The sequence below is a fragment of the Kitasatospora sp. NPDC127060 genome, from assembly GCF_042724935.1.
GTDB lineage: Bacteria > Actinomycetota > Actinomycetes > Streptomycetales > Streptomycetaceae > Kitasatospora.
Genome location: NZ_JBHXEG010000001.1, coordinates 91,720 through 103,798, shown reverse-complemented (window position 1 = coordinate 103,798; position 12,079 = coordinate 91,720). Strand labels below are relative to the sequence as shown.

Below are 12,079 nucleotides of genomic sequence, written 5' to 3'. Positions count from 1 at the left end.
CACCGGCCCGCCACAGCCCGGCCGCCCATCCGGATGGCTGGTATGGTCCCTGACCGAAAGCCAGATCGGGGGACGGCTTCCTGCCCGCTGTGCCCACTCGTCTTCGACCTTCCTGTGACACGGGGGCGGCACCGCGCTGGGCAGACCGGCAACGGGTTCGCGGTCGCGCGCCAGGAGAAAAGCACATCATGCGTTCGCACACCACGAAGCTGACCGTCGCCGCCCTGGCGGCGGCCACCGCCCTCTCGCTCGCCGCGTGCGGCCCGGACAACTCGGACTCCCCGACCGGCAAGGGCGCTGCCACCGGAGCGGCTCCGGCCCCGACCGGGGCGGCCAGTGGCGGTGCGGCCGGCGGTTCGACCGCCGCCCCGTCGGGCGCGGCCACCGGCGGCGCCGCGACCGGTGGCGCCGGTGCGGCGGGCGGTGGCGCCGGTACGGCCGGTGCGGCCGGCGGCGGCGCCGGTGGCGCGGGCGGCGGCAAGGTCCCGCAGGCCGCCACCGCGGTGAAGGTGGGCCAGCCGGCCACCGTCGACTTCGCCGACAAGACCTCCAACGTCTCCACCAAGCTGCAGATCACCGTCACCGGCATCGAGGTCGGCTCGCTGCAGGACCTCACCGCCGCCAAGGTCCCGACCACCGGCCTGGACGGCCGCACCCCGGTCTACGTCAGCTACACCGTCAAGAACCTCGGCGACGCCAGCCTGTCCTTCACCGCCCCGGACTCGAAGTTCGTCCTCTTCGACGCCGCCGGCAACAAGGGCCTGCCCGTCCTGACCGCCTCCAACCCGCTGCCCAAGTGCACCGGGGCGAAGTTCCAGGGCGTCGCCAAGGGCGCCGAGACCAAGGGCTGCGACATCATCTCGATCGCCGGCACCAGCCCGGTCGCGGTCGGCTACACCGACCTGAACGACCTGCTCAAGCTCCAGGCCTCCTGGTCGAAGTGACGCCGCGTCACCCCTGAGCACGGGAAAGGCCCCCACCGCCTCGAGGCGGTGGGGGCCTTTCCGGAGACCGACCGGACCTACTGGTCCTCGTCGTCCTCGATGGCGGCCTGCCGGCCGCCGGAGAGCGCCTCGAAGGCGAGGAACTCGGCCTCGGCCGCGTCCCGGCCCTTCTGCTTCTCGCGCCGGCGGTCGACGGCCGGGCGCTGGGTCTCCATCCGGTGGTCCTCACCGCGGCGACCGAGCATCTCGGCGCCGGCGGCCATGGTCGGCTCCCAGTCGAAGACGACGGCGTTCTCCTCAGGGCCGATGATGACGGTGTCGCCCTCGTGCGCCCCGATCTTCCACAGCCGGTCCTCGATGCCGAGGCGCGCCAGCCGGTCGGCGAGGTAGCCGACGGCCTCGTCGTTGCTGAAGTCGGTCTGGCGGACCCAGCGCTCCGGCTTGACGCCGCGGATGCGGTAGGCGCCGTCCTCCTCCTCGATGGTGAAGCCCTCGTCGTCCACGGCGGTAGGCCGCAGCACGATCCGGGTGGACTCCTCCACCGGCTTGGCGGCGCGCGCCTCGGCGACGATCTTCGCCACCGCGAAGCTCAGCTCGCGCAGGCCCTTGCGGGAGGCGGCGGAGACCTCGAACACCTGGAAGCCGCGCTCCTCCAGCGAGGCGCGGGTCAGGTCGGCGATGTCCTGGCCGTCCGGGACGTCGACCTTGTTGAGCGCGACCAGACGCGGCCGGTCCTCCAGGCCGCCGTACTCGGCCAGCTCGGCCTCGATGGTCTCCAGGTCGCTCAGCGGGTCGCGGCCGGGCTCCAGGGTGGCGCAGTCCAAAACGTGCACCAGCACCGAGCAGCGCTCGACGTGCCGCAGGAACTCCAGGCCCAGGCCGCGGCCCTGGCTGGCGCCGGGGATCAGGCCGGGCACGTCGGCGATGGTGTAGACGGTGTCGCCGGCGGTGACCACGCCGAGGTTGGGGATCAGGGTGGTGAACGGGTAGTCCGCGATCTTCGGCTTGGCGGCGGAGAGCACCGAGATCAGCGAGGACTTGCCGGCGCTCGGGTAGCCGACCAGGGCCACGTCGGCGACGGACTTGAGCTCCATCACGATGTCACGGGCGTCGCCCGGCTCGCCGAGCAGTGCGAAGCCGGGGGCCTTGCGGCGGGCCGAGGCGAGCGCGGCGTTGCCGAGGCCGCCGCGGCCGCCCTGGGCGGCGACGAAGCTGGTGCCGTGGCCGACCAGGTCGGCGAGCACGTTGCCCTTGCGGTCCAGCACCACGGTGCCGTCCGGCACCAGCAGGACGAGGTCGTCGCCGTCGGCACCGGTCCGGTGGCCGCCCGCGCCGGGCTTGCCGTTGGTGGCCTTGCGCTTGGGCGAGTGGTGGTACTCGAGCAGGGTGGTGACCTGCGCGTCCACGGTGAGGATGACGCTGCCGCCCTCCCCGCCGTTGCCGCCGTCCGGCCCGCCGAGCGGCTTGAACTTCTCCCGGTGCACGGAGGCGCAGCCGTGGCCCCCGTTACCCGCGGCGACGTGGAGTTCGACGCGGTCCACGAAGGTGGTCATGAGGTGTGCCTCCAGTGCGGATTTGTCTGCTTGCTGTCTGCGTAAAGCCGAAGGGTGGACCGGAACATTCCGGCCCACCCTTCAGTGTGAGTCTGGAGAGACTCGAGAGTCCGCGGGGACTCAGGCCTCGACGGCCACGATGTTGACGACCTTGCGGCCGCGACGGTTGCCGAACTGCACCGCACCGGCGGTCAGCGCGAACAGGGTGTCGTCGCCACCACGGCCGACACCGGCACCCGGGTGGAAGTGGGTGCCACGCTGGCGGACGATGATCTCGCCGGCGGAGACGACCTGGCCACCGAAGCGCTTCACGCCGAGGCGCTGGGCGTTCGAGTCACGGCCGTTACGAGTAGAGCTTGCGCCCTTCTTGTGTGCCATTTTCCGCTATCCCCTTACTTGCTGACCGAGTCGATGCTGGTGATGCGCACCGCGGTGTGCTTCTGACGGTGACCCTGACGACGGCGGTAGCCGGTCTTGTTCTTGTAGCGCAGGATGACGATCTTGTCACCCTTGGTCTGGTCGACCACCTCGGCGTGAGCCTTCACGCCGGCCAGGACCCACGGGTCGGAGGTGACGGCGTCACCGTCGACGACCAGGATGGTCGAGAGCTCCACCGAGTCACCCGGCTTGGCCTCGATACGGTCGATCTCCAGCACGTCGCCGACGGCGACCTTGTGCTGGCGGCCGCCTGCGCGAACGATCGCGTACATGCGGTACCTACTTTCCCAACTCGGTCGGAACTCCCGACGCCAGCCGCCTGGGTACGGACACAGGAGCCTCTCCCCGTTCGCCCCGCGCTGGGCGCGGTGCTCTCGGGAAGGTGATGTGCTCGGGAGCGCGGCGTAGACACGCCGAAGGTCAAGAATACGGACCGGCCGCCCCGGGGGCAAACCGGCCCGTACGGCCCGGGGCGGGAAGGACTCCCGCCCCGGGCTCGGGCACTACTCGGCCGCCGTATCACCCTCGGCGGCCGCGGCCTTCTTGGCCGCCGCGCTCGTCCGCTTGGTCGCGGTCTTGCGGGCGGTGGTCTTCTTGGCCGCCGCGGTCGTCTTCTTGGCGGCGGTCGTCTTCTTGGCGGCGGTCTTCTTCGCGGCGGTCTTACGGGCGGCCCGCTTCTTGGGAGCCGGGGCCTCCTCGGCGGACTCCTCCTCCGCTGCGGGGGCCTCCACGGCCTCCACGACGGCGGGCTCGGCGACGGCCTCGGGCGCCGCCTCCGCGGCGGCCTCGACGACGGCCTCCGCGGTCTCGACGGCCGGGGCGGCGGCCGCCAGGGCCGCCTCCAGGGCCGCGTCGGCCTTCGCCTGCAGCACCACGATCTCGGCGGCCTGCGGAGCACCCGCCGGAGCCGTCGCCTTGCGCACCGCGCGGCGGCGCGGACGGCCGGCCGGAGCGGCGACGGGGGCCTCGACCACGGCGGTCTCGGCCGCCGGGGCCTCCTCCGTCACCTCGACGCCCGGGACCTCCAGGGCCAGCTGGCCCTCGATCTCCTCGCGCACCGGCTCGGCCAGCTCCACGTCGGCCTCGGCGAAGGCCTCGGCCACCGTCGACCCGGCCTCGACGGCCTGCGGCTCCTCGTGGCCCGCGCCGCCCTTGCCCCGGCGACGGCGCTTGCCGCTGCCGGCCTCGACGGCAGCGGCCGCCGAGGTGTGGACGTGGGCGCTCGGCTGCTCCATGTGGACGATCACACCGCGGCCGTTGCAGTGCACACAGGCCTCGGAGAAGGACTCCAGCAGGCCCTGGCCGACCCGCTTGCGGGTCATCTGGACCAGGCCCAGCGAGGTGACCTCGGCCACCTGGTGCTTGGTCCGGTCCCGGCCCAGGCACTCCAGCAGGCGGCGCAGCACCAGGTCGCGGTTGGACTCCAGGACCATGTCGATGAAGTCGATCACGATGATGCCGCCGAGGTCGCGCAGCCGCAGCTGGCGCACGATCTCCTCGGCCGCCTCGATGTTGTTCCGGGTGACCGTCTCCTCCAGGTTGCCGCCCTGGCCGACGAACTTCCCGGTGTTGACGTCGATGACGACCATCGCCTCGGTGCGGTCGATCACCAGCGAACCGCCGCTGGGCAGCCAGACCTTGCGGTCCAGCGCCTTCATCAGCTGCTCGTCGATCCGGTAGGTGGCGAACACGTCCACCTCGGAGGTCCACCGCTGGAGCCGCTCGGCGAGGTCCGGAGCCACGTTGGAGACGTACTCGTGGATGGTCGTCCACGCCTCGTCGCCGGAGACGATGACCTTGGTGAAGTCCTCGTTGAAGATGTCGCGGACGACCCGGACGGTCATGTCCGGCTCGCCGTACAGCAGCGCCGGGGCGTTGCCGGTCGCGGCCTTCTTCTGGATCTCCTCCCACTGCTGCTGGAGGCGCTGGACGTCGCGGGTCAGCTCCTCCTCGGAGGCGCCCTCGGCGGCGGTGCGCACGATGACACCCGCGTCGTCCGGGACGATCTTCTTCAGGATCTGCTTCAGCCGGGCGCGCTCGTTCTCGGGCAGCTTGCGCGAGATGCCGGTCATCGAGCCCTCGGGCACGTACACCAGGTAGCGGCCGGGCAGCGAGATCTGGCTGGTCAGGCGGGCGCCCTTGTGGCCGATCGGGTCCTTGGAGACCTGCACCAGCACGGACTGGCCGGACTTCAGCACCGACTCGATCCGGCGCGGGCCGCCGTGGCCCAGCGCGCCGAAGTTGACCTCACCGGCGTACAGCACCGCGTTGCGGCCCTTGCCGATGTCGACGAAGGCGGCCTCCATCGACGGCAGCACGTTCTGGACCTTGCCCAGGTAGACGTTGCCGACGTACGAGGTGGCCTGCTCCTTGTTGACGTAGTGCTCGACCAGCACGCCGTCCTCGAGCACGCCGATCTGGGTGCGCTGGCCGTTCTGGCGCACCACCATGACGCGCTCGACCGACTCCCGGCGGGCCAGGAACTCGGCCTCGGTGATGATCGGCACCCGGCGGCGGCCCAGCTCGCGGCCCTCGCGGCGGCGCTGCTTCTTCGCCTCCAGACGGGTCGAGCCCTTGATGGACTGCACCTCGTCCGGGTCGAAGGACGGCTCGGTGGAGCGGCGGCGCGGCTCGCGCACCTTCACCACCGTGCGGACGCCGTCCTCGGTGGTCTCGGCGGTCTCGACGGCACCGGCCTCACCGCTGCGGCGGCGACGGCGGCGGCGACGGCGGGACGAGGACAGGCCGGCGGCCAGATCGTCCTCGTCCTCGTCCTCCTCCTCGGCGACGTGGGCCGGCTCCTCGGCGACGGGCTGCTCGGTCTCGGCGGCCTCGAACTCCTCGGCCTCGCCACGGCGACGGCGGCGGCCGCCCCGACGGCGACGGCGCGACGGACGGCCGTCCTCCCACTCGTCCTCGGTCTCCGGACCGGCGGCGGGGGCCTCCACGGCGGGCGCCTCGACGACCGGGGCCTCCACCACGGGGGCCTTGGCGGCGGCGGCCTTCGCGGGGGCAGCCTTGGCGGGCGCCTTGGCCGGGGCCTCGGCGGCGGCCTTGCGGCGGCCCGGCTCGACCCGGGTGCGGACCCGGCGACGGCGGCCGACGCCGCTGTACTCGTACTCGTCCTCTTCCGAGCGCTCGGCGGCAGCCGGAGCCTCGACCGGCACCGGGGCCGGAGCCGCGGCGGCGGCCGGCTGCTGCGGCGCGGCGGGCGCGACGTAGGGGGCGGGCTCCTGGAAGACCGGCGCCTGGAACACCGCGGTGGCCGGGCGGACCGCACGGCGGCGCACCCGGTGGTGCGGCTCGGCCTCGGCGACCGGCGCGGGCGCGGCGGCGGGAGCCTCGACGGCGGCCTCGACGGCCTCCTCCGCGACGGGCTCCTCCTCGACGGCGGGCTCCTCGGTCACCGGCTCCTCGACCGGGGCCTCGACCACCGGCGCGGCCTCGACCACGCGACGGCGGCGGGGGCGGCGGGCCGGAGCGGCCGGGGCCTCCTCGGCCATCGGCTCGGCGACGGGGACCGCGACCGGGGCGGCGGTCTCGGCCGCGGGCTCCTCGGCGGCGACGGTCTCGACGGGCGCCTCGGCCCGCTTGCGGGTGCGGCGGGCCCGAACGGGCTTCTCCGCCTTCTCCTCGGCCTTGGTCTGCGTGGCCTTGGTCTGCGCGACCTCGCTCTCCGTCGCCTTGGCCTCCTCGGCCTCCGGAGCGGTGACCACGATCGCGGTCTCCTCCGGAGCACCGGCCGGAGCCTCGGCCCGCTTGCGGGTCCGGCGGGCCCGGACCGGCTTCTCGGCAACCGGGGCCGCCTCGGCGGCAGGCGCCTCGGCCGGGATGACCGTCGTCTCAACCGGGACGACCGTCTCGGCCGCCTCGGTGGCCGCCCCCTGCGGGGTGCCCGCCGGGCGGGACACCGCCCGGCGACGACGGCGCGGCGGCGCGGCGGACGCGCCCTCACCACCGGTCGCGGCGGTTTCGTTCTGTTCCGTGGCCGCGTTCTGCTGCGGATCGGTGTTATCGAGCATGCGGGTGGATCTCCCGTCAGGCCCCCGGGCTCCGCATCCGGGCACGGCACGGCACCAGTGGGCGGCCGGCATCGCGACGATGCTCGGGCCGGACCCTTTGACGGTGCCGCCGCGCGGACGCGAGGCCGCACAGGGGCTCGTAGTCTCGCTCGGCGCCCCGCGTGGCGCGGGGTGTCGAAAGTCTTCTGGTCTGACCAGTCTTCTGTGGTTTTCCCAAGCTGAGCCGTCCCCCAACCCCGGGTGGCTCCCGGACGGGGCCCCGGGCCCATCGACCGTCCTGGTCGACGGGCCCCGAGTGGCCGGCCTGTGCTGCGACGACGCTCGCTCCCCTGGGGAGCCGCGGGAACCCTGGAGGACCTTCGGGTCCAGTGAGGTACTGGACCCGGCCTCCGCCCACTAGGCGGACGCGGTAGCGCGCGGCCCGGCGGCCGTTTCTCAGCCTGCCGGGGCCGCAGCGCGGTCGAGCGCCAGCGGGTCGGTCACCGTGCCGGACTCCTCGTCGAGCGGCCCCTGCGCCAGCCTGGTCACCTCAGCGGGGACTGGCGGCGCCAGGTCGGCCGTCACACGGAGACCGGACAATACGTCGTCGGGTCGTACGGCGGGTGTCGCGTGTCGTACTACCAGGCGCAGTATCGCACAGGGACGGCCGGTCCGAACATCGCGGTCGGTTCCGACCTCCGTGTCCGCACCGCCGTCGACCTGCGGCTCGACGGCTTCGAGCGCCGCCACCGCACCGCGCGCGTCGAAGACCCGCACGCCGTTCTTGGTCCGGCGCTCGACCTCGACCTTCTCCTCGGCGAGGAACTTCCGGACCGCCTGCACCGCCTCGTCCGGCTCCACGCCGTCCAGGCGCATCAGCCACTCGGAGGCCTCCAGGCGCTCCACGAAGTTCGGCGTCCGGACCTCGACCGCGTCGATCACGTCCAGGCCGGGCGGCAGCGAGCCGTCCAGCTGCGCCCGCAGCTCCTCCGGGTCACGCGCGGCGGCCAGCCCGATCTCCAGGTACTCCGCCTCGCTCGCGACCCCGGTCGGGGCGGCGTTCGCGTAGGAGACCTTCGGGTGCGGGGTGAAGCCGGCCGAGTAGGCCATCGGAACGGCGGACCGGCGCAGGGCGCGCTCGAAGGCGCGCTGGAAGTCACGGTGGCTGGTGAAGCGGAGCCGGCCGCGCTTGGTGTAGCGGAGACGAATCCGCTGCACCGTCGGCGCGGGCGGCGGACCATCGGGCGTACGGCGTGCCAGGGTCGCTCAGTCCTTAGTCAGTTCTCCCCGTCCGGCGCGGCGCAAACCCGCCACTGTCCGGACGCTGTCACCTCAAAGGGTACGCGCCCCGCCACCCCCCTCGCTCCGCCCCTGGTCAGCCGCCCACGACCGACCCCCGCCCGGAACACTCCGGACGGGGGTCGAAGGACGTACCGTCGCCTACTTGTTGACGACCGTCAACGGCAGCAGCTTCTTGCCGGTGGGCCCGATCTGGATGGCCGTCTGCATCTGGGGGCACACGCCGCAGTCGAAGCACGGCGTCCAGCGGCAGTCGTCGACCTCGACCTCCTCCAGGGCGTCCTGCCAGTCCTCCCACAGCCAGTCCTTGTCGAGGCCGCTGTCCAGGTGGTCCCAGGGCAGCACCTCCTCGTAGGAGCGCTCGCGGGTGGTGTACCAGTCGACGTCGACGCCGGTGCCGGCCAGGCCCTTCTCGGCGGAGGCCATCCAGCGGTCGTACGAGAAGTACTCGCGCCAGCCGTCGAAGCGGCCGCCGTCCTCGTAGACGGCGCGGATGACGGCGCCGATCCGGCGGTCGCCACGGGAGAGCAGGCCCTCGACGATGCCGGGCTTGCCGTCGTGGTAGCGGTAGCCGATGTTCTTGCCGTACTTGCGGTCACCACGGATGGAGTCGCGCAGCTTGGCGAGGCGGGCGTCGGTGGCCTCGGCGGACAGCTGCGGGGCCCACTGGAACGGGGTGTGCGGCTTGGGCACGAACCCGCCGATGGAGACGGTGCAGCGGATGTCGTTCTGGCCGGTGACCTCGCGGCCCTTCTGGATGACGTTCTTCGCCATCTCGCCGATCTGGAGCACGTCCTCGTCGGTCTCGGTGGGCAGGCCGCACATGAAGTACAGCTTCACCTGGCGCCAGCCGTTGCCGTAGGCGGTGGCGACGGTGCGGATCAGGTCCTCCTCCGACACCATCTTGTTGATCACCTTGCGCATGCGCTCGCTGCCGCCCTCGGGGGCGAAGGTGAGGCCCGAGCGGCGTCCGTTGCGGGACAGCTCGTTGGCGAGGTCGATGTTGAAGGCGTCGACGCGGGTGGACGGCAGCGACAGGCCGATCTTGTCCTCGGTGTAGCGGTCGGCCAGGCCCTTGGCGATGTCGCCGATCTCGGTGTGGTCGGCGCTGGACAGCGACAGCAGGCCGACCTCCTCGAAGCCGGTCGCCTTGAGCCCGCGCTCGACCATCTCGCCGATGCCGGTGATGCTTCGCTCCCGCACGGGGCGCGTGATCATGCCGGCCTGGCAGAAGCGGCAGCCGCGGGTGCAGCCGCGGAAGATCTCCACGGACATCCGCTCGTGGACGGTCTCCGCGAGCGGGACGAGCGGCTGCTTGGGGTACGGCCACTCGTCGAGGTCCATCACGGTGTGCTTGGACACCCGCCACGGAACGCCCGGGGCGTTCGGCACCACGCGGCCGATCCGGCCGTCGGCCAGGTACTCCACGTCGTAGAACTTCGGCACGTACACCCCGCCGGTGCGCGCCAGGCGCAGCAGCAGTTCGTCGCGCCCGCCCGGGCGGCCCTCGGCCTTCCAGGCACGGATGATCTCGGTGATGTCGAGGACGGCCTGCTCGCCGTCGCCGATCACCGCGCAGTCCAGGAAGTCCGCGATCGGCTCCGGGTTGAAGGCCGCGTGGCCGCCGGCCAGGACGATCGGGTCCTCGTCGGTGCGGTCCTTGGCCTCCAGCGGGATGCCGGCCAGGTCGAGCGCGGTCAGCATGTTGGTGTAGCCGAGCTCGGTGGAGAACGACAGCCCGAACACGTCGAAGGCCTTGACCGGGCGGTGGGCGTCCACCGTGAACTGCGGGACGCCCTGCTCGCGCATCAGCGCCTCGAGGTCCGGCCAGACGCTGTAGGTGCGCTCGGCGAGCACGCCCTCGCGCTCGTTCAGCACCTCGTAGAGGATCATGACGCCCTGGTTGGGGAGCCCGACCTCGTAGGCGTCGGGGTACATCAGCGCCCAACGGACGTCGCAGGCGTCCCAGTCCTTGACGGTCGAGTTGAGCTCGCCGCCGACGTACTGGATCGGCTTCTGGACGTGCGGGAGGAGGGCCTCCAGGCGTGGGAAGACCGATTCGACAGTCATGTACTAGGAACCCTTACGACGTGATTCGGTGCCGCGATCCGGCACGGGAGGGGTGACCCTCAAGGGTAGCCCAATCCGGGGAACGGCCCGTCCGGGCCGGTCCCCGCCCGTGCGCCCCGGCGCGATCCGCGCCCGCCGGTGACCGCCCCGGCACGCGCGGTGCGCGCCCGCCGCCCGGCGCCGTCCGCCGTTGACACGCCCGGAGGGCCCGTGCGGTACTGACAGGGCCCTGCTCAAGGCCCTGCACCCCTTCCCGAGACGGGAGTTGGGTCGTACGCTCGGCCAACGCCGACTCCCCCCGGCGGCCAGCCCACCCCAGCACGCCCTCCCCCGTCCCCGCGCGGCCCCCTCCCCCGGCCCCGCAGAGCCCGTCCCCGGCCCGCAGGCCGCGTCCGGCGGCGCGGCATGCCCGCGCCCCGGCGGCCGTACGACCGGTCGCAAGGAGAACCATGACCGACACCGGTCGGCGGGTCCGGCCCCTGACCCTGCGAACCCCCGACGCCCGGCCGGCCCGCTACCCCACCCCGGCCCAGGCCGAGTGCGCGGCCCGGCGGCTCGCCCTGCGCCACCCCGACCGCTGCCGGCTGCGCGAGGTGGGCCGCTCCCGGGCCGGCCGCCCGCTGCTGCTGCTCTCGGTGGACCGCGGGCCGCGCGCCGCCCTGGTGGTCGGCGGCCCGCACCCGAACGAGCCGATCGGCACCGCCGCCGCCGTCCGCCTGGCCGAGGTGCTGCTGGAGCGCCCCGCCCGGCCGGGCCTGTCCTGGCACCTGCTGCTGTGCCTGGACCCGGACGGCGCCGCGCTCAACGCCGGCTGGCTGGACGGCCCGCTCACCATGCACCGCCACTACGAGCACTTCTTCCGCCCCGCCTTCGAGGAGCAGCCCGAGCTGCTGCCCGCCCCGGGTTCCGGCCGCCGGCCGATGCCGGAGAGCCTGGCGCTGACCGGGCTGATCGACGAGCTGCGCCCTTTCCTGCAGTGCTCGCTGCACGGGGTGGACTTCGGCGGCGCCTTCGTCCAGCTGACCGGCCCGGTGCGCGGTCTGGCCGAGCGCTTCGCCCGCTCCGCCGACCGGGCCGGCATCCCGCTCGACGTGGACTCCTACGACGCCATCGGCTGGTCCAGCCCCGCCCCCGGCACCTATCTGATGCCGGCGCCCGGCGGAGCCGGTGCCTCCCGGGCGCTGCCGGACGAGCCGGAGCTGTCCACCTGGTCGTACGCGGCCCGGCACGGCGCGGTGACCGCCGTCCTGGAGGTCCCGATGTGGGCCGTGGACGCGGTCGGCGACGGCCGCACCCACCCGGCGGGGCCGCGGGCCGTCGGCGAGGCCGCCCGCGACCTCACCCGCCGCACCGAGCAGCTCACCGCACTGCTCGCCCGCGTCCCGGCGCAGGCCCGGGAGGCGTACGGCCCGCTGGTGCGCACCGTCGAGTTCAACCTGGCGGTGGCGCCGCGGGTGGCCGCCGAGTGGCTGGAGCTGTGGTGCCCCGGTCCGGTGAGCGTCTCCCGGGCGACCACCACCGGGCTGGTCGCGGCCCGGCTGCCGCTGCGGGTCGCCTCGATCCTGCTGCGGCTGCTCGCCGACGTCCGCGGCCCGGTGGCGGAGGCCGCCCGCGAGCGCGCCCGCGCCGTGGTCACGGACAGTCTGGAGCGGCTGCGTCACCGCTTCGGTGCCCGCTGGGTGCCGGTCCAGGAGCAGCTGGCCCACCAGACCCGGGCGGTCCTCACCGCCGCCGACTGCCTGCTTCAGCCGAGCTGACGACCTGACGACTCGTC

8 protein-coding genes are annotated in these 12,079 nt (G+C 73.5%); 2 read left to right on the top strand and 6 right to left on the bottom strand.

From position 1 onward, the window contains the following. Window positions 1-188: 188 nt before the first annotated feature. The gene (locus ACFWIS_RS00405; RefSeq protein ID WP_380523433.1) at window positions 189-944 is read left to right on the top strand and encodes a hypothetical protein; all 756 of its coding nucleotides are present in this window, start codon (window positions 189-191) and stop codon (window positions 942-944) included. Window positions 945-1,021: 77 nt separating this feature from the next. Here the strand turns inward: ACFWIS_RS00405 and obgE are convergent, their stop codons facing one another. From obgE to ACFWIS_RS00375, 6 genes are all read right to left on the bottom strand, one after another. Continuing rightward, complete coding sequence (gene obgE, locus ACFWIS_RS00400) at window positions 1,022-2,497, bottom strand: GTPase ObgE (RefSeq protein ID WP_380461843.1); 1,476 nt, start codon at window positions 2,495-2,497, stop codon at window positions 1,022-1,024. Window positions 2,498-2,617: 120 nt separating this feature from the next. Then, complete coding sequence (gene rpmA / locus ACFWIS_RS00395; protein WP_030233756.1) at window positions 2,618-2,875, bottom strand: 50S ribosomal protein L27; 258 nt, start codon at window positions 2,873-2,875, stop codon at window positions 2,618-2,620. Window positions 2,876-2,889: 14 nt separating this feature from the next. Continuing rightward, entirely contained in the window at window positions 2,890-3,207 is a 318-nt protein-coding gene (gene rplU, locus ACFWIS_RS00390; protein WP_030233759.1) for a 50S ribosomal protein L21, read from the bottom strand. Between the two features lie 231 nt (window positions 3,208-3,438). Next, a complete protein-coding gene (locus ACFWIS_RS00385) occupies window positions 3,439-6,957 on the bottom strand; it encodes a ribonuclease E/G (protein WP_380461842.1) in 3,519 nt (1,172 codons plus the stop codon). 435 nt (window positions 6,958-7,392) lie between these two features. After that, entirely contained in the window at window positions 7,393-8,154 is a 762-nt protein-coding gene (locus tag ACFWIS_RS00380) for a TIGR03936 family radical SAM-associated protein (RefSeq protein ID WP_380461841.1), read from the bottom strand. 222 nt (window positions 8,155-8,376) lie between these two features. Then, window positions 8,377-10,305 carry a TIGR03960 family B12-binding radical SAM protein gene (locus ACFWIS_RS00375; RefSeq protein ID WP_380461840.1) on the bottom strand — a complete coding sequence of 643 codons (1,929 nt, stop codon included), beginning with the start codon at window positions 10,303-10,305 and terminating at the stop codon, window positions 8,377-8,379. Window positions 10,306-10,754: 449 nt separating this feature from the next. On the opposite strand from ACFWIS_RS00375, the gene ACFWIS_RS00370 reads away from it, so the two are divergent. Beyond that, on the top strand, window positions 10,755-12,062 hold the full coding sequence (locus tag ACFWIS_RS00370; protein WP_380461839.1) for a M14 family zinc carboxypeptidase: 1,308 nt from the start codon (window positions 10,755-10,757) through the stop codon (window positions 12,060-12,062). Window positions 12,063-12,079: the final 17 nt, after the last annotated feature.

Bases quoted from the DNA above. Each gene is read 5' to 3' on its own strand.
- ACFWIS_RS00375 (WP_380461840.1), bottom strand. From the start codon at position 10,305: ATGACTGTCGAATCGGTCTTCCCACGCCTGGAGGCCCTCCTCCCGCAC.
- obgE (WP_380461843.1), bottom strand. From the start codon at position 2,497: ATGACCACCTTCGTGGACCGCGTCGAACTCCACGTCGCCGCGGGTAAC.
- rpmA (WP_030233756.1), bottom strand. From the start codon at position 2,875: ATGGCACACAAGAAGGGCGCAAGCTCTACTCGTAACGGCCGTGACTCG.
- ACFWIS_RS00370 (WP_380461839.1), top strand. From the start codon at position 10,755: ATGACCGACACCGGTCGGCGGGTCCGGCCCCTGACCCTGCGAACCCCC.
- rplU (WP_030233759.1), bottom strand. From the start codon at position 3,207: ATGTACGCGATCGTTCGCGCAGGCGGCCGCCAGCACAAGGTCGCCGTC.
- ACFWIS_RS00385 (WP_380461842.1), bottom strand. From the start codon at position 6,957: ATGCTCGATAACACCGATCCGCAGCAGAACGCGGCCACGGAACAGAAC.
- ACFWIS_RS00405 (WP_380523433.1), top strand. From the start codon at position 189: ATGCGTTCGCACACCACGAAGCTGACCGTCGCCGCCCTGGCGGCGGCC.